Source organism: Nocardioides daejeonensis, assembly GCF_003194585.1.
Taxonomy (GTDB): Bacteria; Actinomycetota; Actinomycetes; order Propionibacteriales; family Nocardioidaceae; genus Nocardioides; species Nocardioides daejeonensis.
This window is the reverse complement of sequence record NZ_QHKZ01000006.1, coordinates 22463-45705: the sequence shown is the minus strand read 5'-3', so window position 1 is coordinate 45705 and position 23243 is coordinate 22463. Positions and strand designations below refer to the sequence as shown.

The window sequence follows — 23243 nt, the reverse complement described above, 5'->3', positions numbered from 1 at the left end:
GAAGTGAACATCGACCGCACCCTGCTGGAGATCATCGTCTGCCCCGACTGCCACGGCGCCCTGGAGCCGGTGGCGGAGGAGCTGGTGTGCGCCGGCTGCGGACTGGCCTACCCGGTCCGCGACGACATCCCCGTGCTGCTGGTCGACGAGGCCCGTCCCACCCGGTGACCGCCGTGTGGTTCGACGAGTCCCGTCTCGACGACGCGGACGTGCTGGCGCGGGTCGACCAGGACCTGCGCCACCTGGCCGAGTCCGGTGCCCGGGTACGTCGCGCCGCCGGCGAGTCGGCCGAGGCGGTGCAGGAGGCGCTCGCCAGGTCGCAGGGGAGCCGCCCCCGAGCGGTGATCGCGGCCGGTCCGGACTCCCGGTTGCTGCGCGCCGTGCTCGAGCCATGGTGCCCGGTGCCGTTCGTCGCCTGGCCCGGCCCGGGTCTCCCCGGCTGGGCAGGGAGCCTCGACCTCGTGGTGATGCTGGCGCCGGACCCCTCCGACGCCGCCGCGGCCTCCGCCGTCGCCGAGGCCGTACGCCGTGGTTGCCAGGTCGTGGTCGCCTGCGACCCCGCCTCGATGGTGGCCGAGCATGCGGCGGGCCGTTGGACCAGCGTGTTGCCCGCCGGGAGCGGCGACCAGCTTGCGACCGCGGTCGTGGTGCTCGACTACCTGCACCGGGTGGAGCTCGGCCCGGTGGGGGAGGCCGAGGAGGTGGCGCGCGCACTCGACGAGGTGGCGATCGCCTGCTCCCCCCATCGCGACCTGGCAGTGAACCCGGCGAAGATGCTGGCGATCGCGTTGGCCGAGGCGAACCCGCTGGTCTGGGGTGGCTCGGTGCTGGCTGCGCGGGCGGCCAGGCGGGTGGCGGAGTCGATCCGGCGTGCCTCGGGCCGCGGTGCGATCGCCGGCGACGCCGAGCATCTGCTGCCGGTGATCGAGGCCGCCCGGCCCCGGAACGTCTTCGACGACCCGTTCGCCGACGAGGCCGCCGACCTGCGTCCGGTGCTGGTGGTGCTCGACGACGGCAACGAGGAGCCGGTCGTCCGCGAGCAGCGCGGCCAGCTGCTGGCCGCCGCGACGCGACAGGGGGTCCGGGTCGAGACGGTCGGGTCCTCGGCGACCAGTGAGGTCGCCCGCTACGCGGAACTGTCGTTGACCGGGCGCTATGCAGCCCGCTATCTCAGCCTCGGGCTGGTGGAGGGTCCATGAATCACCCCACGGGATCGCTCCGATGAGCGGCGGCCTGTTCGCGCTGCTCGACGACGTGGCGGCGCTGGCCCGGATCGCGGCGGCCTCGGTCGACGACGTCGGTGCGGCGGCCGGACGCGCCAGCGTCAAGGCCGCCGGAGTCGTCGTCGACGACACTGCCGTCACTCCGCAGTACGTGCAGGGTGTGGCGGCGGAGCGGGAGCTGCCGATCATCAAGAAGATCGCGCTCGGCTCGCTGCGCAACAAGCTCCTCTTCATCCTGCCGGCTGCGCTGCTGCTCAGTCAGTTCGTGCCCTGGCTGCTCACCCCGATCCTCATGATGGGCGGCACCTACCTCTGCTTCGAGGGCGCGGAGAAGGTGTGGGAGAAGCTCAGCGGGCACCATCCCGAGGAGCAGTTGGCCACCGAGCTGGGGCCGGAGCAGGAGCGGACGATGGTGGCGGGTGCCATCCGTACCGACTTCATCCTCTCCGCGGAGATCATGGTGATCGCGCTCAACGAGGTCGCCGACCAGGCTCTCCTGGCGCGGGCGGTCATCCTCGCCGTGGTCGCGGTCGGCATCACCCTCCTCGTCTACGGCGTGGTCGCGCTGATCGTGAAGATGGACGACGTGGGCCTGGCGCTCACCCTGCGCTCCTCGCGTGCCGCCCGCCGGTTCGGCCATGGCCTCGTCGCTGGGATGCCGAAGCTGTTGGCTGTCATCGCCGTCGTCGGCACCGCCGCGATGCTGTGGGTCGGCGGTCACATCCTGCTGGTCGGTGCCGACGACCTCGGGTGGCACGCGCCGTACTCGCTGGTGCACCACCTCGAGGAGTCGGTGCACGAGGCCGTCTCCGGCCTGGGCGCGGTGCTGGGCTGGCTGACCAACACCGCAGCCTCAGCGGTCGCCGGGCTTCTCGTCGGGGCGGTCGTGGTCGCGGTCCTGCACCTGGTGCCCTTCGGCGGGCACCGCGAGCGGGCCGCGGAGGTCGCCGACTGATCGGACGCTCGTTGATTCCTGCACGACGGCGCCGCGCTTGTAGTGTGGGCCCGGTCATGCGCGGGAGATCCCGAAGACGTGCAGATGCACCGCAGGACAAACTGCTGGACACCCGAGGTGGACAAACTGATGGACTTCAATGTTGCTGACCTGAGCCTGGCCGAGTTCGGTCGCAAGGAGCTCACGCTCGCCGAGCACGAGATGCCCGGTCTCATGGAGATGCGCCGCCGCTACGCCGACTCGCAGCCGCTCAAGGGCGCCCGGATCGCCGGTTCGCTCCACATGACGATCCAGACCGGTGTCCTCATCGAGACGCTGACCGCCCTCGGCGCGGACGTCCGGTGGGCGACCTGCAACATCTTCTCGACCCAGGACCACGCTGCGGCCGCGATCGTCGTCGGCAAGGGCACGCCGGAGGACCCGCAGGGCACCCCGGTCTTCGCCTGGAAGGGCGAGACGCTCGCCGAGTACTGGGACGAGGCCGAGCGCGTCTTCGACTTCGAGGACGCCGAGGGCAACCCGGTCGGTCCCAACATGCTCCTCGACGACGGCGGCGACATCACCCTGCTCGTCCACAAGGGTGTCGAGTTCGAGAAGGCCGGCGCCGTGCCGGGCCAGGACTCCACCGACAACGAGGAGTTCAAGGAGGTCCTCCGGGTCCTCGCGCGCTCGCTTGAGAACGACCCGCAGCGCTGGACCAACATCGCCAACGGGATCAAGGGCGTCACCGAGGAGACCACAACCGGTGTGCTCCGCCTCTACGACCGCTTCAAGGAGGGCTCGCTCCTCTTCCCGGCGATCAACGTCAACGACTCCGTCACCAAGTCCAAGTTCGACAACAAGTACGGCTGCCGCCACTCGTTGATCGACGGCATCAACCGCGGCACCGACGTCATGATCGCCGGCAAGACCGCGGTGGTCTGCGGCTACGGCGACGTGGGCAAGGGCTCCGCGGAGTCGCTGCGCGGCCAGGGTGCCCGCGTCATCGTCACCGAGATCGACCCGATCTGCGCGCTGCAGGCCGCGATGGACGGCTACGAGGTCAAGCGCCTCGAGTCGGTCGTCGACTTCGCCGACATCTTCATCACCACGACGGGCAACTTCGACATCATCCGCGTGGAGCACTTCGAGCGGATGAAGAACCAGGCCATCGTCGGCAACATCGGCCACTTCGACAACGAGATCGACATGGCCGGCCTCGCCAAGATCCCGGGCATTGTCAAGGACGAGATCAAGCCGCAGGTCCACCAGTGGATCTTCCCGGACGGCAAGTTGGTCATCGTCCTCTCCGAGGGCCGCCTCCTCAACCTCGGCAACGCCACCGGCCACCCGTCGTTCGTCATGTCGAACTCCTTCACCAACCAGGTGCTCGCCCAGATCGAGCTCTTCACGAAGCTCGAGGAGTACCCGATCGGCGTCTACGTGCTTCCGAAGCACCTCGACGAGGAGGTCGCCCGCCTCCACCTCGACGCCATCGGCGTCGAGCTGACGGTGCTCAACCAGGCGCAGGCCGACTACCTCGGTGTGCCGGTCGAGGGACCGTTCAAGTCGGAGCACTACCGCTACTGAGGTTCAGCACATGACGCAGAGCATCGACAGCAAGGGGCGGGTCCTCGTCATCGACGACGACGCGCCCCTTGCCGAGATGCTCACGATCGTGTTGCGCCAGGAGGGCTTCGAGAGCCAGGTCTGCCCGCGCGGCGACCAGGCGATGGCCGCGTTCCGCGACTACAAGCCCGACCTCGTGCTGCTCGACCTGATGCTGCCCGGCAAGGACGGTATCGACGTCTGCAAGGAGATCCGCAGCACCTCCGGCGTACCGATCGTGATGCTCACGGCCAAGAGCGACACCGTCGACGTGGTCGTCGGCCTCGAGTCCGGGGCGGACGACTACGTCGTCAAGCCGTTCAAGCCCAAGGAGCTCGTGGCGCGGATCCGGGCACGGGTACGCCGCCTCGAGCAGCCGGCCCACGAGAACCTCACGATCGGCGACCTCGTCATCGACGTCGCCGGTCACGCCGTCACCCGCGACAGCGAGCAGATCAACCTGACTCCGCTCGAGTTCGACCTGCTCGTCTGCCTGGCCCGCAAGCCCTGGCAGGTCTTCACCCGGGAGGTGCTCCTGGAGCAGGTGTGGGGCTATCGCCATGCGGCCGACACCCGGCTGGTCAACGTGCACGTGCAGCGACTCCGCTCCAAGATCGAGCACGACCCCGAGAACCCCGAGGTCGTGGTGACGGTGCGCGGCGTCGGCTACAAGGCCGGCGTCACCAAGAACCCGGCGTGATGCGGTGCCCGGCGGTCGCAGCCTCTCCGGCACGCTCCGCCGCGGGCTGACCTTCTGGCGGCGCTCGGTCCAGGCTCGCGTGGTGGCGAGCACCGTGCTCCTCTCCGCCATCGTGGTGGGCGGGGTGGGCTGGTTCCTGATCCAGCAGACCCGCGACGGCCTGGTCGACGCCAAGGTGGACCGCTCGGTCGCGGAGGCGGCCAACGACGTGAGCGACGCCCGGTCGCGGTTGGCGGCGATCCCCGGCACCGACGACGACGCCGCTGCGCAGCTCCAGCAGCTCGTCGAGCCGATGATCAGCCGAGCGGAGAGCCGCGGCGTGTCGGTCGTGCTCGCCGGCCCGGTCGGCGACGAGGGCCTCGACCTCGACCTGGCGGGCGTCCGGTACTCCAGCGGGTTGCGCCTGCGCAGCGTCCCGCAGGCGCTGGTGCGGCACTTCGGCGACTCGCTCGACCCGGCCTGGAGCTTCACCGAGATCCGGTACGCCGCCGGCGATCGCCGCGCGTCGGTGGCGGGCATCGCGGTCGGCTCCACGGTGCAGCTGCCTGCCGACGGCGAGTACTACGTGATCTTCCTGCTCTTTCCGATGGACCAGGAGCAGGCCACCTTGGACCTGGTCACGCGGGCGCTCTTCGCAGCCGCCGGGCTGCTCCTGGTGCTGGTGGCCGGTCTCACCTGGGTGGTCACCCGCCAGGTGGTCTCACCGATCCGGATGGCGCGCCGTACGGCGGAGCGACTGGCCGCGGGGCACCTGGAGGAGCGGATGTGGGTGCGCGGCCACGACGACCTCGCCCGTCTGGCCACCTCCTTCAACCAGATGGCGTCGGGTCTGCAGCGCCAGATCCGCCAGCTCGAGGAGCTCTCCCGGTTGCAGCGCCGGTTCACCTCCGATGTCTCCCACGAGCTGCGCACGCCGCTCACCACCGTCCGGATGGCCGGAGACGTGCTTCACGACGCGCGTGACATGTTCGACCCGGCGACCGCACGGGCCGCAGAGCTACTGCAGACCGAGCTCGACCGGTTCGAGGGACTGCTCAGCGACCTCCTGGAGATCAGTCGCTTCGACGCCGGGGCAGCGGTGCTCGACGTCGACGACCTGAACCTGGTCGACGTCGCCCACCGGGTGGTCGAGATGAGCAGGCCGGTGGCAGCGCAGCGTGGCATCGAGGTGCGCGTGGTGGCGCTGAGCGAGCCGGTGCTGGCGGAGGCGGACACCCGGCGGGTGGAGCGGATCGTGCGCAACCTGGTCAACAACGCGATCGACCATGCCGACGGGCGCCCGGTGGAGGTGCTGGTGCATGGCGACGACCACGCTGCCGCGATCGCGGTCCGTGACCACGGCGTCGGCCTGGCCCCCGGCGAGGCCGCGCTGGTCTTCAACCGCTTCTGGCGGGCCGACCCGGCCCGGGCCCGGACCAGCGGAGGCACCGGCCTGGGGCTCTCCATCGCGCTGGAGGACACGCACCTGCATGGAGGATGGTTGCAGGCATGGGGCGTACGTGGCGAGGGCTCGCAGTTCCGGCTGACGTTGCCCCGGCGCGCCGGCAAGCCGCTCCGGCACAGCCCGATCCCGCTGGTGCCGGCCGACGTGGAGCGGCTGTCATGACGCGCCGGTCGGTCGCGCTGCGAAGCCTGCTTGTGGCGGCGCTCTGCCTGATCACGGGCTGCATGTCCCTGCCGGTGGACGGCGACGTCGAGGTGCATGCCGAGCTCTCGCGCCCGGTGCCGGGTGAGGCGTTCCCCTATCAACCGCGTCCGCCGCAGCCGGGGGAGACCCCGACCGACATCGTGCGGCACTTCCTCGATGCGATGACCGCGACACCCGTGACGACCTCGGTGGCGCGCCAGTTCCTGACCAGTCGGGCCCGCGGTGCATGGCGGCCGGACGAAGGCATGATCACCTACGCCGACGTGCTGACGCCGATCGGTGCCAGTCGGGTGAGTGTGACGCTCGTCGGTGCGCACCAGGTCGACGGGCGAGGTCGGTGGGCCGGTGCGCTGAGCGACGACGCGTCGCAGCTGAGCTTCGAGATGGCCACGGAGGACGGCGAGTGGCGCATCGACCGTCTGCCGAACGCCATGATCGTGCCGGACAACTGGTTCGAGGACCGCTACGCCCAGCGGTCGCTCTTCTTCTTCGACCCCACGGGGAGGGTGCTCGTGCCCGAGCCGGTCTTCGTTCCCCGGGGAGGCCAGACGGCGACCAGCCTGGTGCGAGGGCTGCTGCGCGGACCGAGCCCGGGCCTGGGTGGGGTCGAGCAGTCCTTCGTACCGCCGGGGCTGAGTCTCGACGTCCTGGTTCCGGAGCCGGCGGACGGCTTTGCGGAGGTCGCGTTGACCGGAGAGGTAGCGGCGCTGGACCCGGCGACCACCGACCTCCTGGTCGCCCAGTTCGCCTGGACGCTGCGTCAGGTGCCGGAGCTGACCCGGTTCCGGCTGACGCTCAACGGCACGCCGCTGGGCGCCTCAGGGGTGGGGAGCGACATCCCCGTCTCGCGTGGTGAGCCCTACGACCCGGCCGTGCCCGAGGGCTGGCGGGACGCCTTCGCGCTGCGCGAGGGCGGGCTGGTGAGCGTCTCGGAGGCAGGTGCCACCCCGGTCGGCGAGGAGCTGCCGGTCAACACCGACGACTGGCGCAGCATCGCCGTCGACCTCACGGCCACCCGGGTCGCCGGAGTGCGCGACGACGGCCGCGACGTCGCGCTGATGCCGCTCAACGGGTCGCTGGACCCGGAGAGTGTGCTGACCGGCACCGACCTGCTCCGGCCCGCCTGGGACCAGACCGACACGCTGTGGCTCGTCGACCGTACGGCGCAGGGTGCCGTCGTGCGTGCGGGCCGCGGTCGTCGCCTCCACGAGGTGCGCATCGAGGGCGTCTCGGGCCGGCGGGTGCGGGACTTCGTCGTCTCCCGGGACGGCTCCCGGTTCGTCGCGATCGTCGCCACCCGTGCCGGCGACCGGGTCGTGGCCAGCCGACTGGCACGGACCGACAACCGGATCCGCGCGGTCGCGCCGTCGGTGGTCTGGGCCGAAGCCGACGAGGAGCTCGACCTCCGCGGGCTGGCCTGGCGGACCCCGACCGAGCTGCTCGTGGTCCGCAAGCTGGGGGCCCGGCTGAGCCAGGTGGTCCGCCGTTCCGTGGACGGCTCGGAGGCGATCGGCCGGGGCGACGTCTCCACGGAGCTGGTCCGCGACCAGATCGTCGACCTGGTCTCCAGCCCGGTCTCGAGCCTGCCGGCCTGGGCGGTCGGCCGGGACGGCACCTTCCACCTGGTCGCCTCCGCCTCGCCCGGCTACCTGCCGCCGGAGGAGGTCCGCGCGCTCACCTATCCCGGCTGAGCGTGGGGGTGCTTGCTTCTCCACAGGTGGTGCGGAGCTCCTTGCCCCGAGCCGGCGGGGTTGCTGTGCTGGCTGCATGCGTACGGCGCTGCTCGACCTGGTGACCGGTGCCCGCTGTCCAGGATGCGGCCGCCCCGGCGAGCTTCCCTGCGTGCCCTGTGGTCGGCGGTTGCGCGGTCAGGTACGCCGGGTGGTCCCGACGCCGACCCCGCCGGGTCTCGCGCCGACGTACGCCGCCGGTGAGTACGACGGTCTGCTGCGGGCGCTGGTGCTCGGCCACAAGGAACGTCACCAGTTCGGGCTCGCCGCCCTGCTCGGAGACCTGCTCGCCGATGCCGTCCTCGGTCTCTGCGCCGCGCGCGGTGTCGTACCCGGCCGCCAGCTCGTGCTCGTGCCGGCGCCGAGCCAGCCGGCGTCGACCCGTTCCCGCGGCCATGACCCGACCCGTCGGCTGACCCGGGCGGCCGCCCACCGGCTGGATGCCCGCGCAGCGCCGCTGCTGGGAGTGCGCCGGGTCCGGGACCAGGGGGAGCTCGACCGCGCCGGCCGGTTGGCCAATCTGGAGCAGGCGATGTGGGTCCGCTCCGGTCCCGCGGGCCGCCTGGAGCGGTCCGTCTCCCGGCGAGGGGAGGCCGGTGTCTGGCTGGTGGTCTGTGACGACGTGTTGACCACGGGGGCGACGGCACGGGAGGCGCAGCGAGCGCTGCGCGCGGCCGGTTGGGGCGTGCTCGGCATCGCCACCGTCGCTGCGACGCGGCTCCGCTCCGGCTCCGTCGGCGTGGCGCGGGGGTGCACCGGGACGGCACCGGCCGCCTCGACGGACCCGACCGGGCGATCTCTTATCGACAACTCAGCAGTTCCTCTGGCAAAGCAATCGCCGACCGACTAGCGTCACGTTATGGAGTCCGTCCGGGTCCGTGGTTGCGCTTACCGGAGTGCGGCGGTGCCCGGATTCGGGGGCCGTCCAGGTCCCGATACGTCGAGATGTTCCGGTGGGCTAGCCGATGCCAGTCGCAGGCGAAACGGTCCACGTAAGTCCGGCAACGGACGAGCACGGTGCGGCTTAGACGTAAGTCCTGCCCCGTCCTGGTCGTCAGATACGACCGGGTCGCGGGAGAAGGTGGGTAGTGGCACTGAGCTGCGAGAGCCTCAGCAGGCGGGTGTGGGGTCGAAGACCAGGTCGGCCGGACGGACTCCATCTCTACCGGGAGCCGCTTCGGCGGTTCCGCGGCATGCGCGAGTACCCAACTGATTGCACGGGAGGTCCCAATGGATGTGGTCGTCAACGCTCGGCACTGCGAGGTGTCGGACCGTTTCAGGAGTCACGTCGAGGAGAAGCTCGCGAAGCTGGAGAAGCACGATCAACGGATCATGCGCGTCATGGTGGAGGTGAGTGAGGAGAAGAACCCCCGGCAGGCAGATCGAGCGGTGCGCGTGGAGCTGACCGCCCTCTCCCGTGGCCCGGTGATCAGGGCCGAGGCCGCTGCCGAGGACAAGATGGGCGCCCTCGACCTGGCGCTCGACAAGATGGCTGCTCAGATGCGCAAGGCAGCCGACCGGCGCCGGGTCCACCGCGGCCGCCGTACGCCGGTCTCGGTAGGTGAGGCACTGGCCAAGATGGAGCCGGCCGTCGAAGTGAAGGCCGAGGAGGAGGTGCTCGAGCGCAAGGTCGGCCCGATCACCGTCAGCGGGGACGGCCCCTTGGTGGTCCGTGAGAAGACCCACCAGGCAGCTCCGATGACCCTCGACCAGGCGCTCTACGAGATGGAGCTGGTCGGCCACGACTTCTACCTGTTCGTCGACAAGGAGAGTGAGCGGGCCTCGGTCGTCTACCGCCGCCGTGGCTACGACTACGGCGTGATCTCGCTCGACGTCGACGGCTGATCGTCGAGGCGCATGGCACGATCGGGCCTCTCAGGTGGTGCCTGGGATGGCCCGATCGTGCCATGATGGCCTGGTGAGCGAGGCACGGGATGAGTCGATCAAGGTCCTGGTTGTTGACGACCAGGAGCTCTTCCGCCGGGGCCTGACCATGCTGCTGGGGGTCGAGTCCGGTATCGAGGTGGTGGGCGAGGCCAGCGACGGCCTGGAGGGCACGCAGCTCGCCGCCGAGACGGTTCCCGACGTGGTGCTGCTCGACGTACGGATGCCCAAGCGCTCCGGGATCGAGGCCTGTGCCGCGATCAAGGAGACCGTGCCCTCGACCAAGATCATCATGCTCACCGTCTCCGACGAGGAGGCCGATCTCTACGAGGCCGTGAAGAGCGGCGCCGCCGGCTACCTGCTCAAGGACTCCTCGATCGACGAGGTGTCGCAGGCGGTGCGGGTGGTCGCCGACGGTCAGTCGCTGATCAGTCCGTCGATGGCCGTGAAGCTCATCGACGAGTTCAAGCAGATGTCCAAGCCCGAGAAGGAGCAGCTGCCCGGCTTCCGACTTACCGAGCGCGAGCTCGAGGTGCTCCGGCTGGTAGCCCGGGGCATGAACAACCGCGAGATCGCCCGTGAGCTCTTCATCAGCGAGAACACGGTGAAGAACCACGTGCGCAACATCTTGGAGAAGCTGCAGCTGCACTCGCGCATGGAGGCGGTCATGTACGCCGTCCGCGAGAAGCTGCTCGAGATTCCGTGACCTCCTCCCCTCGGCGGTGCCGGCAGCTGTCGACTGCGCAGGCGCGCCGCATCGCCCTGGCTGCTCAAGGCTTCAACGACCCGCCCCACGCGACCCCGACGCTGCGCACCTTCGATCGCACCTTGGCGCGCACCGGCGTACTCCAGGTCGACAGCGTGAACGTGCTTGCCCGGGCTCACCTGATGCCGCTCTACTCCCGGATGGGTCCCTACGACACGGCCCTGCTCGACCGGGCCAACACCCAGACGGCGGCTCGTCCACGCCGGGTGGTCGAGTACTGGGCGCACGTCCAGGCGTTCATGCCGGTGGAGCTCTGGCCCCTCATGCGTCATCGGATGGAGCACTATCGCGCCCAGCAGGGGAAGTGGTGGTCGGTGGCGGAGGCTCGCGCGGGATGGGAGCAGGAGGTGCTGGCTGCGGTCGCCGAGCGGGGACCGGTGACGGCGCGCCAGCTGGACGCCGACTTCGGTGCCGGAGAACGGAGCAAGGAGCACTGGGGCTGGAACTGGTCGGAGTCGCGCAAGATGCTCGATCACCTCTTTGCCTCCGGTCAGGTGGCAGTCGCCGGGCGCAACTCCGCCTTCGAGGTCCGCTACGACCTCCCTGAGCGGGTCCTCCCGGCCGAGGTCCTGGCTGCACCGGTCCCGTCGCCGCACGACGCCGCGGTCGCCCTCGTCCGCCGCGCCGCGATCGCCCACGGCGTGGCGACCGGCGCCTGTCTCAGCGACTACTACCGGATGGGCTGGCGGACCGGTGCCGGCATCGGCCCGGCCCGGCCCGCCGTCGAGCAGCTGGTCGAGGCCGGCGAGCTGCTGCCGGTCGAGGTGGAGGGCTGGTCGCGGCCGGCCTACCTGCACCGCGACGCCCCCTTGCCGCGGCGGGTCCGCGCTCGCACGCTGCTCAGTCCCTTCGACCCGGTGGTGTGGCAGCGGGAGCGCACGGAGCGCCTGTTCGACTTCACCTACCGGATCGAGATCTACACCCCGGCCGCGCAGCGGGTGCACGGCTACTACGTGCTGCCCTTCCTGCTGGGAGACCGGCTCGTCGGCCGGGTCGACCTCAAGGCCGATCGCCGCACCGGTCGGCTCCTGGTCCTGGGGGCGTTCGCCGAGCCCGGAGTCCGCGTCGACGAGGTGGCGGTGGAGCTGCGCGCAGAGCTGGATCGACTGGCCGGCTGGCTGGGGCTCACGGAGGTGTCCGTGGCCGCCAACGGCGATCTCGCACCCGCGCTCTCGCGTCTCTGACACCGGTCGGCCTCCGGCCGTTGGCGCCCTCTTCCGACTCACTGGGACTGCGCCGGGCCGTCTGGGGGTGTCGCCGTACCGTCGCGGCGAGAGCGCGACCCTGAGGAGACCCCGTGTCAGAGCAGCAGATCCACTCCCTGGACCAGGCCTGGGACCGTTTCGTGGCCCACCTGGCCGCCGCCGCCGACGTCGTCCGCGACGATCCGCGGGCGGCGGATCCGCAGCTGCGCGCCCAGGGATACAAGTACCTGCTCAACCTGGCCAACGCCTCGCTCGAACAGCACGTCTTCTCCGCCGACCGGGACTTTCCGGAGCACGGGCACCTCCAGGACAACACGAAGCGCTACGCGACAGAGTCGCCCGACTGCCTCTTCGGCGTCAGCCAGCTCGACCCGGGCGGGACCTACCGACTGACCGGAGGCCCGGGCTCGGCGCACTACGTGGGCCTGACCCTCTACCGCGACATGGACATGTACCACGCGGTGAACGACGCGCCGGACGGTGACTACCGGGCGATCTTCGCGGCGGCGACCGGCTCGACGCTCGGCGCGCTGGCCAGCCCCGGCGATCTCAGCCGTGCGGAGGACGGGTCGTTCGAGGTGCTGCTGTCGGCGAGTCGGCCCGGGGACTGGGCGGGGGACTGGCTGGAGCTTCCCAGCGACGTCTTCCACGTGCTCACCCGGCAGTACTTCTACGACTGGGAGCACGAGGAGGCCCACCACATCCGGGTCGAGCGGCTGGATGCCCCCGGCCCCGGGCCGGTGGACACGCCCGAGCACGTCGCGCGGTGTCTCACCGGCGCCGGGGAGCTGATGGAGGGGATGGCGCTCTTCTGGAGGCTTCTCTACAACACCAAGGCACGCACCAAGCGCAACCTGCTCAGCACCGAGCCGCCGCTCGCCCAGCACTACGCAGGTGGCGGGGGCGGTCACATCGCGTACGGCGGAGGGTTCCTCGAGATCGCGGACGACGAGGCCGCGATCGTCGAGTTCACCCCGCCCGCGTGTCACTTCTGGAACCTCCATCTCGGAGACCTCTGGAGCCAGTCGCTGGACTACACCTGGCGGCAGACGCACCTCAACGGCCACCTCGCCACGCTCGACGAGGAGGGCGTGTTCCGCGGTGTGGTCAGCCACGTCGACCCGGGGGTGGCCAACTGGTTCGACACCGCCGGCAACCGGCAGGTGCACGTCACCTACCGGTGGTGGCTGATGCCGACGCCGCAGGATGTGCAGCCCACGCTGCGGATCGTGAAGCTCCTCGACCTGGAGCGCGAGCTCGATCCCCGGACGCCGCGAATCACGCCTGCGGAGCGTGCGGAGGCGCTGCGGGTCCGCCGTGAAGCGGTGCTGCGCCGCTACCGGCGCTGAGCCGGGAGCGGCAGTTCGGGCCGGCTGGGCGCCGCGGGTAGCATTGCCGAGGTTGTGGGCGCCCGCCCGCCATCCTCGCCTTCTGACGCCAGTGGCGAGTCCTCGACCAGAGAGTGTTCGCTGTGCCTGCCATCCTCGACAAGATCCTCCGCATCGGCGAGGGCAAGATCGTCCGTGAACTCCAGGTGATCGCCAAGGCCGTCAATGCGATCGAGGACGACTTCGTCGCGATGTCCGACTCCGAGCTGCAGGCGATGACGGCCGAGTTCAAGGATCGACTGACCAAGGGCGAGACCCTTGAAGACCTCCTGCCCGAGGCGTTCGCGACGGTGCGCGAAGCGGCCAAGCGCGTGCTGGGTCAGCGCCACTACGACGTGCAGATCATGGGCGGCGCCGCCCTTCACCGGGGCAACATCGCCGAGATGAAGACCGGTGAGGGAAAGACGCTCGTCGCCACCCTCCCGTCGTACCTCAACGCGCTCGCGGGCGAGGGCGTGCACGTGGTCACGGTCAACGACTACCTGGCGAAGTTCCAGTCCGAGATGATGGGCCGGGTCTTCCACTTCCTGGGCCTGACCACTGGCGTGATCCTGCCGAGCATGAGTCCTGAGGAGCGACGCGAGGCCTACGCCTGCGACATCACCTACGCGACCAACAACGAGCTCGGCTTCGACTACCTGCGCGACAACATGGCCTCCTCGCTGGACCGCTGCGTGCAGCGCGGCCACGGCTTCGCCATCGTCGACGAGGTCGACTCCATCCTGATCGACGAGGCCCGGACCCCGCTGATCATCTCGGGGCCGACCCAGGACGAGGTGAAGTGGTACGCCGAGTTCGCCAAGATCGCGCGCACCATGGAGCGCGACGTCGACTACGAGGTCGACGAGAAGAAGCGGACCGTCTCCGCGCTCGAGGGCGCGATCACCAAGGTCGAGGACTACCTCGGGATCGACAACCTCTACGACTCGGTGAACACCTCGCTGATCTCGTTCATGAACAACTCGATCAAGGCCAAGGAGCTGTTCCGCCGCGACAAGGAGTACGTCGTGATGGGCGGCGAGGTGAAGATCGTCGACGAGCACACCGGCCGCATCCTCGACGGCCGCCGCTACAACGACGGCCTGCACCAGGCGATCGAGGCGAAGGAGGGCGTGACCGTCCGCGAGGAGTACCAGACCCTCGCCACCGTCACCCTGCAGAACTACTTCCGGCTCTACAAGAAGCTCGGCGGCATGACGGGTACCGCCATGACCGAGGCCTCGGAGTTCGACAAGATCTACAACCTCGGCGTGGTGCCGATCCCGACCAACAAGCCGCTGCTGCGCATCGACCAGCCCGACCTCGTCTACCGCACCGAGGAGGCGAAGTACGAGGCGGTCGTCGCCGACATCGCGGAGCGCAACAAGCTGGGGCAGCCGGTGCTCATCGGCACCGTCTCCGTCGAGAAGTCGGAGCTGCTCTCCACCCTGCTGCGCAAGCGCGGCGTCCCGCACACCGTGCTCAACGCGAAGCAGCACGAGTCGGAGGCCAAGGTCGTCGCGCTCGCCGGTCACAAGGGCGCGGTCACCGTGGCGACGAACATGGCCGGTCGAGGCACCGACATCATGCTCGGTGGCTCCGTGGAGTTCCTCGCCGACGAGGAGCTGCGCAAGAAGGGACTCGACCCGGTCGAGACCCCCGAGGAGTACGACGCCGCCTGGGCTCCCACCGTGGAGCGCTTCAAGGAGCAGGTCAAGGCCGAGCACGAAGAGGTCAAGGCGCTGGGCGGCCTCTATGTCGTCGGCACCGAGCGTCATGAGTCCCGCCGTATCGACAACCAGCTGCGTGGTCGTTCCGGCCGTCAGGGCGACCCGGGCGAGTCCCGGTTCTACCTGTCGCTGCAGGACGAGCTGATGCGTCTCTTCAAGTCCGACTGGGTCGACCGCGTGCTGCAGGTGCTGAAGGTTCCGGACGACGTGCCGATCGAGAACAAGCGGGTCACCGGCGCGATCGCCAACGCGCAGGGCCAGATCGAGTCGCAGAACTTCGAGTCCCGCAAGAACGTCCTCAAGTACGACGACGTGATGGACCGTCAGCGCAAGGTCATCTACGACGAGCGCCGCCGGGTCCTCGAGGGCGCCGACCTGCAGGAGCAGATCAGCACGTTCGTCGACGACGTGATCGAGGGCTACGTCACCGGGGCCACCGAGGGCTTCTCCGAGGAGTGGGACCTCGACGCGCTCTGGGCCGCGCTCAAGCAGCTCTACCCGATCTCCTTCACCCACGCCCAGGCAGCCGACGACGCCGGCGGGGTGGCGGCACTGAGCCGGCAGGACCTGATCGAGCGGATCACCAAGGACGCGCACGCCGCCTACGAGCAGCGCGAGGCCCAGATCGGCGCGGAGAACATGCGTGACCTGGAGCGCCGCGTGATCCTCTCGGTGCTCGACCGCAAGTGGCGCGACCACCTCTACGAGATGGACTACCTGCGCGAGGGCATCTACCTGCGCGCCTACTCGCAGCGCGACCCGCTGGTCGAGTACCAGCGTGAGGGCTTCGACATGTTCGGCGCCATGATGGACGGCATCAAGGAAGAGGCTGTCGGCTACCTCTTCAACCTCGAGGTCGAGATCGTCGACGAGGATGACGAGGAGGGCGTCGAGGAGCACGCGCACCTCTCCGCGCGCGGCCTGGAGTCCGAGGAGCCGACTGGTCTGACCTACTCGGGCCCGTCGGAGGACGGCGAGCCCGAGCCCCAGGGCAGCACCACGGTGACGAACGCCGACGATCCCTACGCCAACGTCGGCCGGAACGAGGACTGCCCGTGCGGCTCCGGCAAGAAGTACAAGAAGTGCCACGGCGCTGCCGGCGGTCCGACCGGGCTGACCACCCGCGTCAACGGCTGACCTGAGATCACCGGACCGCCCTGCTCCCGACGGGAGCAGGGCGGTCCGTCGTTCTCCGGCCGCCAGCAGCGTTCAACCGAACTCCAGCTCCGTGCAGAGCCAGCGGTCGTCGCGGCGTTCGATCCGGCCGGCCAGGAAGCGGCTACGTTCGCCGTGCCGGACCACCGCACAGAGCTCGACGGTCGCCGCGGTGAGGAAGCAGGTGCGGATGCTTGCCACCTGGGGGCGGATCGAGGAGACGCGGACCCGGCCCTGCCCGGGTCGATGTGCGCCGGCGCGAGCGACGACCGCTGCCCGATAGCCGATCTCGTGATGCACCTCCGGGGTGCACCAGCGGACCAGTTGGCTGGCGGGGCGATCCCCGCAGATCACCTCCACCACTGCCTGGGCGAAGGCGAGCGACCAGCGTTGCGCATCGGCTGCCGTTCGCGGGTTGATCAGCACCACGTCGGCCCCCTCGTTCAGCGCCTGCGACTCGGGGCAGGGCGGTGCGGTCTCCGGCGTCAGGTCGAGGGCGAGCGTGCCCTGCACGCTCGGGCGTCGACCGGTGCCGCGTCGGGACGCGGTGTCGTGGAGCGCCCGGATCGGCTTCATCGCTCCTCCTCGCCGGTCTCGAGACGCAGGCCCGGCCGGATGAGATCGGGGTCGGCGCCGATGGCGTTCCGGTTGGTCTGCCACAGGGCGCGCCAGCGCTGCTCGATCTGCTGCTCGTCGGCGCCGGAGGGGAGCAGATCGCGGGCCAGCGACCAGAGGGTGTCGCCGGGGGCCACCACGACGCTGCTCCGGGCAGCGGGAGGAGCGGCGCGGTCGCCCCGAGGGCGAGGGGGTGCCGTCTCGGGCAGGGTCGGCACGCTGAGCCCCTCCACCGACGGCGCCAGGAGCACCCCGGGCGGTTGGCTGCTGGTAGGCGCGGCCTGGACGGCGGTCGGGAGCGCGATGACGGTGAGGCCGCAGCCGGCGACGACAAGGCGCCGTACCCATCTCGGCGCTCCTGCCCACCGGGTGCGCCGACCGGCCAGGCTTGTCGCCAGCGCGACGCTCAACGCCAGCCAGGCCCACGCCGCGCAGCCGACCAGGGCGGCCGCGCTGGTCCCGACGAGCAGGTGGGCCAGGCTCGGCGGTCTGCGGCCGTCCATCAGCCTGCTCAGCTCCTCGAGCTCGGGCCGCAACAGCACCGCCAGGGTGCCCGTCGCACCTGCTGCCCCACACCACGCCAGTACCGCTCGGCCAAGCCGGCATCGCATCATCCCGAGACCTCAATTCATGCGTTTGCCTACGTTTGCTTTAGTGAACGCCTGCTTGAGATGCCTGTCAACGTTCCATCCACAGGCTCGCTTGACAGCTCGCGACGACCTGGCGAGGGTCAGCACATGGCAGGGGAGGCCGAGCTCTTCGATGCGCTCGATGACTGGGAGGGCCGGGCCGAGGACATCCTGGGCAGAGAGCGGGCCTGGGAGGTTGCGGAGCAGGCACGGGCGGAGTACGCCTCGGTCGAACTGGTCGCGCGGCTCATGGCCAGCGTCGGCAACGACCTCGCACTCCTGGTCCGTGGCGCCGGCCGCGTCTCGGGATCGCTGCGCCGATGCACCGAGACCTGGGGGTTGCTGGAGGGTGCCGGCCAGGAATGGGTGGTCGCCCACGCGAGTCTGCTTGCGGTCACCGGGGCGAGCGAACGCGCGGTGCCACGCGAGGCATGGCCGGCGAGCGCGCGCGTCGGTCTCGGGTCAGCGGTTCGTCGGCTCGCCGACGAACGCGCTCCGGTGCGGGTGGTGCTTGCGGACGGCGCCGGCCTGCAGGGGACATGGGCACGGGTCGGCCGCGACTTCGCCGAGTTGCAGACCTCGGGCGAGCCGGGAGCGCTCGCGCGGTCGAGCCTCGTACCGTTCTCGGCGATCGCCGCGCTCTGCCACCGTCCGGCGCGCTAGGCCTGCCGCGCCTCGAGTGCTACGTCGCCTCGGGGTCGTACGGCGGCAGCTCGCCCTCGGCCAGCGGGCGCGAGACCGGCGCGGCCGGCGTCTCGCCCGCGTTCTCCTTCTCCTCGTCGTCCATCGCCTCGAGCAGGTGCTTGCGCACCAGCTCGCGCGGGTCGAGGTCGCGGAGCTCGAGGTCGGCGAACTCCGGGCCGAGCTCCTCGCGCAGATTGTCGCGAGCGGTGTTGCTGAAGGCGCGCAGCTGCTTGATGATGCCGGCCGCCTGCTTGGCGAGCTCCGGCAGCCGGTCCGGCCCGAAGACGACGACCGCGACGAACGCGATCACCGCCAGTTCGGGCAGGCCGATGCCGAACACGCCGGGCTCAGAACCGGTTGGCGGGAGTCAGGCCGAGCTGCATACCGGCCAGTCCACGACCACGGCCCGAGAGCGTGGTCGCGATCGCGGTGAACGCCTGCGCCGCCGCCGAAGCGGGGTCTGCCGTCACGATCGGCGTGCCGGCGTCCCCACCCTCGCGCAGCGCCACCTCGAGGGGGATCTGCGCGAGCACCGGAACGTCGTACCCGAAGCGCTGCGACAGGGTCGCAGCGACCCGCTCGCCGCCTCCGCTGCCGAAGATCTCCAGACGGTGCTCCCTGCCTTCGGCCGTGCAGTGCGGGCAGGGCAGATAGCTCATGTTCTCGACGACGCCGATGACGCGCTGGTGCATCATCGAGGCCATCGTGCCGGCGCGCTCGGCGACCTCGGCGGCCGCCTCCTGTGGCGTGGTGACGACGATGACCTCGGCGTTGGGCAGGTGCTGGCCCAACGAGATGGCCACGTCGCCGGTGCCCGGCGGAAGGTCGAGCAGGAGCGCGTCGAGGTCGCCCCAGTAGACGTCGGAGAGCATCTGGACGAGTGCCCGGTCGAGCATGGGGCCGCGCCAGGCGACGACCTGGTCGCGGCGAGGCTTGAGCATGCCGATCGAGATCACCGAGACGCCGGACTCGGTCGGCACCGGCATGATCAGGTCCTCGACCTGGGTGGGACGAGCATCGCCGACGCCCAGCATCGCGGGCACCGAGTGGCCGTAGATGTCGGCATCGACGATGCCGACCTTCAGACCCTGGCCGGCCAGGGCGAGGGCGAGGTTGACGGTGACCGACGACTTGCCGACGCCGCCCTTGCCGCTGGCGATCGCATAGACCTTGGTCAGGGAGCCGGGCTGGGCGAACGGGATCTCCCGCTGGGCCTGGCCGCCCTGCAACACCTCGCGCAGGCCGGCCCGCTGCTCGGCGGTCATCACGCCGAGAGTGAGGTCCACTCCGGTGACGCCCGGCACCCGGGAGACCGCCGCGGTCACGTCGCGATTGATGGTGTCCTTGAGCGGACAGCCGGCCACGGTGAGGAGCACCGTCACCGCCACCGTGCCGTCGTCGCCGATCTCGACCCGCTCCACCATGTTGAGTTCGGTGATCGGCCGCTTGATTTCCGGGTCGTTGACACCGGCCAGGGCGGCGTTGATCTGCTCGAGGGTGGGAGTGCTCATGATGCGCGATTCTACGGTGCTGCGGTGCTGCTCCCCGATTCGGGCTGCTCCTCCTCGGCCCCCGCTCGCTCGTCGAGTTCGGCAAGCAGCGAGCGCAGCTCGGAGCGCACGAAGTCACGGGTGGCGACCTCGCCCACCGCCATCCGCAGCGAGGCCACCTCCCGGGCGAGGAACTCCATGTCGGCATGGGCGCGAGCGTTGGCCTGGCGGTCCTGCTCGGCGATCACCTTGTCGCGCATCTCCTGCCGGTTCTGGGCGAGCAGGATCAGCGGGGCGGCGTACGACGCCTGGAGGCTGAGCATCAGGGTCAGGAAGATGAAGGGGTACTGGTCGTACTTCTGTCCGTCGGGTGCCAGCCAGTTCCACGCGACCCACACGACGACGAACAGCGTCATGTACAGCAGGAACCGAGCGGTGCCCATGAAGCGGGCGAACTCCTCGGCGAAGACGCCGATGGTCTCGGAGTCGTAGCTCGGGCGCCGCAGCAGCTTGCGGCGTACCTCCTTCGGCGTGTCCAGGCGGGTACGGCGCGGCTCAGCCATGGAGGGCCCCGTCCGGCTGGGCGTCGCGCCAGTTCTCCGGCAGCATGTGGTCGAGCAGGTCGTCGACCGTGACCGCCCCGAGCAGGCGGCCGTCGGGGTCGACGACGGGCGCGGCGACCAGGTTGTAGCGCGCCAAGTGGGAGGCGACCTGGTCGATGCCCATGTCGGGGCGGAGCGGGTCGAGCGAGTCGTCCAGCGCCCCGGCGACCAGCGTCGACGGAGGCTCGCGGAGCAGGCGCTGGATGTGCGCCACCCCGAGCAGCTTGCCGGTGGGCGGCTCCAAAGGTGCGCGGCACACGTAGACCAGCGCGGCCAGGGAGGTGGTCAGATCGGGGTTGCGGACCCGTGCGAGTGCGTCGGCGATCGTGGCGTCGGGGGAGAGGATCACCGGCTCGATGGTCATCATCGCGCCGGCGGTGTGGTCGGCGTAGGAGAGCAGCCGCTTGACGTCCTCGGCGTCCTCGGGCTCCATCAGCTCCAGCAGCTGCGCGGCGGTCTCGGGCGGGAGCTCGGCGATCAGGTCGGCGGCGTCGTCGCGTGACATCTCCTCGAGCACGTCGGCCGCCCGCTCGGAGTCGAGCACGCCGAGGATCTCCACCTGGTCCTCCTCGGGGAGCTCCTCGAGCACCTCGGCGAGCCGCTCGTCGTCGAGCGCCGAGGCGACCGCGATCCGGCGGTCCCGGGGCAGGTCGTGGATCAGGTTCGCCGCGTCGGCCGGGCGCATGCCCGAGATGGTGCCGAGCAGCTGGGTAGCGCCCTGGTCGGGCGCGGACCCGGTCAGGCCGATCACCTCGTTCCACTCCACGACGTGGGTCTGTCCGTTGCGCCGGCGGAAGCCGCGGGCGGGCTCGACCAAGGCGACCCGACTGAGCACCCAGTCGCGGTTGCGTGCCTGCTCCATCGCCACGTCGTAGATGTGCCCGGTCACCTCGGAGCCACGCACCCGAACCTCGCGGTCGAGCAGTTCGCCCATCACCAACGCCTCGGTGGGCCGCTGCTCGAAACGGCGCATGTTGAGCAGTCCCGTGGTGGCGACCTGACCGCTGTCGATGTGGGTGACGCGGGTCATCGGCACGAAGATCCGTCGACGCCCGAAGACCTCCACGACCATGCCGAGGACGCGAGGTTGGCTGACCCCCGGCCAGAGCGAGACCACGAAATCGCGCACCTTGCCCACCTGATCGCCCTGGGGGTCGAAGAGGGGCAGCCCGACCAGGCGGGCCACGTAGACACGGGTGGGAGTGGCGCTCACGAGGCAACGGTAGCGGTCTGCCGTGACGAGGCAGGGGCACGGCACGGCACGGGTACTCGGGTAGTCTCGCGGCGACCCGCCGACCGATCGCCGAGGAGCCCCCATGGCCGTGCCGCACCGCCCAGCGGGTGGCTCCCTGACCGGGGTGCGCATCGACGACCAGGGCATCCTCGCCTCCTCGCGCGAGGAGCTGGTGCTCGATCTGCTGGTCGACGGCCGACGGGTGTGGTCGTTCTGGCTGCACCGCGACGGGGAGCCCCGTGGCGCGGCGAGCTTCGTCGCCTGGCCCCCGGCGCTGCACCGCTTCCTCGACGGTACGGCGACCCTCGCGCTGGTCGAGCACGCCACCGGTCAGGTGCACCACGAGGCGGAGGTGCGGCTGGGATCCGGCAGCGACCGGCGGATCCGGGTCGAGACCGAGGACGGGAAGCCGCTGGGCCTCGACAAGTCCAATCGCCTCGCGCAGACCTTCGACACGCGCAGCGCGGAGCACGTGGCACCGCTGCTCGACTCGATCGAGGAGGTCCTGGCGGCACTGGAGCGGGCCGGGATCCAGGCGTTCCCCGCCTACGGAACGCTGCTCGGCGCGGTCCGCGGCGGCAAGCTGATCGGTCACGACTCCGACGCCGACATCGGCTATGTGAGCAGCCACACCCACCCCGTCGACGTGATCCGCGAGTCCTACCGGATCCAGCGGCGACTGGCTGAGATGGGCTACGAGATCACCCGCTACAGCGGCGCGGCCTTCAAGGTCGACGTGGCGGAGGCCGACGGCTCCGTGCGGGGGCTCGACGTCTTCGGCGGCTTCCTGACAGAGGACTCCCATCTGGTGCTGATGGGGGAGATCCGCACGCCGTTCCGGCGGGAGTGGATCTTTCCGCTCGGCACCACGACACTCGAGGGCCGGACCCTGCCTGCACCTGCCGACACCGACAGGTTCCTGAGCGCCACCTACGGTCCACACTGGCGTACGCCGGACCCTGCCTTCCACTTCGAGACGCCGGAGACCACGCACCGCCGGCTCAACGGCTGGTTCCGCGGCACCCGGGTCGGGCGCGACGGCTGGGACCGCGTGTGGTCGCGAGCCGATCGCGAGCACGCTGATCTCCAGGACGTGACCGACGCCCTGGAGTGGGTCGTCGGCTCCGGGCCGGCTCCGGTGCACCTGGTCGACATCGGATGCGGTCGCGGCGAGCTGGTGGACGCCGCGGCGCGGCGCGGCATCCCTGGCGTCGGGCTGGACTTCTCTCCGCGCGGCTTCGCGCACCTAGCCGAGGTGGCTGCGGCCGAGCAGCTGCCGGCGACCTATCGCCGTTTCAACCTGCTGGAGCTGCGGCAGAGTCTTGCCACGGCAGCCGCGTTGGCGCGCGTGCCCGGCCCCCGCGTCGTGGTCGCCCGCCATCTCGCCGACAGCACCACGCCGACCGGGCGCGACCATCTCTGGCGGATGGCGCAGCTGCTGGTCCGTGACGGCGGGCGGCTCCTGCTCGAGTTCCAGGTCGAGGCGACCGAGGGGCCGACCGCTCGGGTCCGCCTGCAGCACCCGCTGCGCGTCCCACGGATCCGGCGAGAGCTCGCCGCTCGCGGCGGCACGGTCGTCGCCGAGTCCCAGCACGACCTCGTGGCGCCCGCGGCGCCGTCCGGCTCCTCCGGCACGGAGGGCACATACCGAATCGCTCGATGGGTGGTCACATGGCAATGAAGATGCAGGAGCTGCGGTCGGTGGTGGCCAAGGGGCGTGCGAAGGTGCGCCAGGCGGGCGGGGTCCGCGTCGACATGGTCCGGCTGGCGGCGCGCGTGGCCGAGCTCGAGGCCGAGGTCCAGGAGTGTCGTCAGCTCAACCTGCGCCTGGCCGAGCTGACCGACCTGGTGCAGGAGCTGCTGCTTCCGGTCGCGCAGCGCGACGAGGAGAAGCTGGCCGAGCTGGTCGACAGGTACTCGTCCCAGCTCGGCTGACCTGCCTCTGCTGAATGGCCGCAGGCAGGACGCTGGGAGCAACGTCCTGCGTTGTGGTTGCCGGGGACGCCACTAAGCAGGACGTACGCCGGATCGAGCCGGCG

Annotated in this window: 22 protein-coding genes; 16 read left to right on the top strand and 6 right to left on the bottom strand. The window is 70.4% G+C overall.

The window, feature by feature from the left end:
- Nucleotides 1-3: 3 nt before the first annotated feature.
- From DNK54_RS15695 to secA, 13 genes are all read left to right on the top strand, one after another.
- A complete protein-coding gene (locus DNK54_RS15695; protein ID WP_110207954.1) occupies nucleotides 4-168 on the top strand; it encodes a Trm112 family protein in 165 nt (54 codons plus the stop codon).
- Nucleotides 165-1199: an SIS domain-containing protein gene (locus tag DNK54_RS15690; RefSeq protein WP_110207953.1), complete on the top strand. Its 1035-nt coding sequence runs from the start codon at nucleotides 165-167 to the stop codon at nucleotides 1197-1199. The genes DNK54_RS15695 and DNK54_RS15690 overlap by 4 nt, the downstream gene beginning before the upstream one ends.
- Nucleotides 1200-1221: 22 nt before the next feature.
- Complete coding sequence (locus DNK54_RS15685) at nucleotides 1222-2178, top strand: DUF808 domain-containing protein (protein WP_110207952.1); 957 nt, start codon at nucleotides 1222-1224, stop codon at nucleotides 2176-2178.
- Between the two features lie 129 nt (nucleotides 2179-2307).
- Entirely contained in the window at nucleotides 2308-3747 is a 1440-nt protein-coding gene (ahcY, locus tag DNK54_RS15680; protein WP_239460134.1) for an adenosylhomocysteinase, read from the top strand.
- Nucleotides 3748-3757: 10 nt separating this feature from the next.
- The gene (mtrA, locus tag DNK54_RS15675; protein WP_110207951.1) at nucleotides 3758-4465 is read left to right on the top strand and encodes an MtrAB system response regulator MtrA; all 708 of its coding nucleotides are present in this window, start codon (nucleotides 3758-3760) and stop codon (nucleotides 4463-4465) included.
- Between the two features lie 4 nt (nucleotides 4466-4469).
- On the top strand, nucleotides 4470-6071 hold the full coding sequence (gene mtrB / locus DNK54_RS15670) for an MtrAB system histidine kinase MtrB (protein WP_110207950.1): 1602 nt from the start codon (nucleotides 4470-4472) through the stop codon (nucleotides 6069-6071).
- The gene (locus DNK54_RS15665; RefSeq protein WP_110207949.1) at nucleotides 6068-7804 is read left to right on the top strand and encodes an LpqB family beta-propeller domain-containing protein; all 1737 of its coding nucleotides are present in this window, start codon (nucleotides 6068-6070) and stop codon (nucleotides 7802-7804) included. Before mtrB ends, DNK54_RS15665 begins: the two co-directional genes overlap by 4 nt.
- Before the next feature lie 76 nt (nucleotides 7805-7880).
- A complete protein-coding gene (locus tag DNK54_RS15660; RefSeq protein ID WP_162602491.1) occupies nucleotides 7881-8693 on the top strand; it encodes a ComF family protein in 813 nt (270 codons plus the stop codon).
- 380 nt (nucleotides 8694-9073) lie between these two features.
- Nucleotides 9074-9688, top strand: coding sequence for a ribosome hibernation-promoting factor, HPF/YfiA family (gene hpf / locus DNK54_RS15655; protein WP_110207947.1), 615 nt, complete (start codon nucleotides 9074-9076; stop codon nucleotides 9686-9688).
- A 73-nt stretch (nucleotides 9689-9761) separates the two neighbouring features.
- A complete protein-coding gene (locus DNK54_RS15650; RefSeq protein WP_239460133.1) occupies nucleotides 9762-10433 on the top strand; it encodes a response regulator in 672 nt (223 codons plus the stop codon).
- Nucleotides 10430-11677 carry a winged helix-turn-helix domain-containing protein gene (locus DNK54_RS15645; RefSeq protein ID WP_110207945.1) on the top strand — a complete coding sequence of 416 codons (1248 nt, stop codon included), beginning with the start codon at nucleotides 10430-10432 and terminating at the stop codon, nucleotides 11675-11677. Before DNK54_RS15650 ends, DNK54_RS15645 begins: the two co-directional genes overlap by 4 nt.
- Nucleotides 11678-11790: 113 nt before the next feature.
- Nucleotides 11791-13047, top strand: coding sequence for a DUF1214 domain-containing protein (locus DNK54_RS15640; RefSeq protein ID WP_110207944.1), 1257 nt, complete (start codon nucleotides 11791-11793; stop codon nucleotides 13045-13047).
- A gap of 122 nt (nucleotides 13048-13169) precedes the next feature.
- Nucleotides 13170-15932 (top strand): preprotein translocase subunit SecA, encoded by a 2763-nt coding sequence (secA, locus tag DNK54_RS15635; protein ID WP_110208166.1) that lies wholly within the window; start codon nucleotides 13170-13172, stop codon nucleotides 15930-15932.
- A 72-nt stretch (nucleotides 15933-16004) separates the two neighbouring features.
- Here secA and DNK54_RS15630 read toward each other — a convergent pair whose 3' ends face one another.
- Both DNK54_RS15630 and DNK54_RS15625 read right to left on the bottom strand, forming a co-directional pair.
- Nucleotides 16005-16526 carry an Rv3235 family protein gene (locus DNK54_RS15630; RefSeq protein ID WP_110207943.1) on the bottom strand — a complete coding sequence of 174 codons (522 nt, stop codon included), beginning with the start codon at nucleotides 16524-16526 and terminating at the stop codon, nucleotides 16005-16007.
- Nucleotides 16523-17107: a LysM peptidoglycan-binding domain-containing protein gene (locus DNK54_RS15625; RefSeq protein ID WP_110207942.1), complete on the bottom strand. Its 585-nt coding sequence runs from the start codon at nucleotides 17105-17107 to the stop codon at nucleotides 16523-16525. The genes DNK54_RS15630 and DNK54_RS15625 overlap by 4 nt, the downstream gene beginning before the upstream one ends.
- Nucleotides 17108-17302: 195 nt before the next feature.
- Here DNK54_RS15625 and DNK54_RS15620 point away from each other — a divergent pair, with 195 nt between their 5' ends.
- Entirely contained in the window at nucleotides 17303-17857 is a 555-nt protein-coding gene (locus tag DNK54_RS15620; RefSeq protein WP_110207941.1) for a hypothetical protein, read from the top strand.
- 19 nt (nucleotides 17858-17876) lie between these two features.
- Here DNK54_RS15620 and DNK54_RS15615 read toward each other — a convergent pair whose 3' ends face one another.
- From DNK54_RS15615 to DNK54_RS15600, 4 genes are read right to left on the bottom strand one after another with little or no spacing between them, the layout of a single operon-like run.
- The gene (locus tag DNK54_RS15615; RefSeq protein WP_110207940.1) at nucleotides 17877-18218 is read right to left on the bottom strand and encodes a sec-independent translocase; all 342 of its coding nucleotides are present in this window, start codon (nucleotides 18216-18218) and stop codon (nucleotides 17877-17879) included.
- Nucleotides 18219-18225: 7 nt separating this feature from the next.
- Nucleotides 18226-19389, bottom strand: a complete 1164-nt coding sequence (locus DNK54_RS15610) for an Mrp/NBP35 family ATP-binding protein (RefSeq protein ID WP_204164633.1) — start codon at nucleotides 19387-19389, stop codon at nucleotides 18226-18228.
- An 11-nt stretch (nucleotides 19390-19400) separates the two neighbouring features.
- Nucleotides 19401-19931, bottom strand: a complete 531-nt coding sequence (locus tag DNK54_RS15605; RefSeq protein ID WP_110207939.1) for a DUF1003 domain-containing protein — start codon at nucleotides 19929-19931, stop codon at nucleotides 19401-19403.
- Nucleotides 19924-21183, bottom strand: a complete 1260-nt coding sequence (locus DNK54_RS15600) for a magnesium transporter MgtE N-terminal domain-containing protein (protein ID WP_110207938.1) — start codon at nucleotides 21181-21183, stop codon at nucleotides 19924-19926. Before DNK54_RS15600 ends, DNK54_RS15605 begins: the two co-directional genes overlap by 8 nt.
- Nucleotides 21184-21286: 103 nt before the next feature.
- On the opposite strand from DNK54_RS15600, the gene DNK54_RS15595 reads away from it, so the two are divergent.
- Entirely contained in the window at nucleotides 21287-22885 is a 1599-nt protein-coding gene (locus DNK54_RS15595; protein WP_110207937.1) for a class I SAM-dependent methyltransferase, read from the top strand.
- Entirely contained in the window at nucleotides 22876-23139 is a 264-nt protein-coding gene (locus DNK54_RS15590; RefSeq protein WP_239460132.1) for a DUF6752 domain-containing protein, read from the top strand. Before DNK54_RS15595 ends, DNK54_RS15590 begins: the two co-directional genes overlap by 10 nt.
- The last annotated feature ends 104 nt before the right edge of the window (nucleotides 23140-23243 follow it).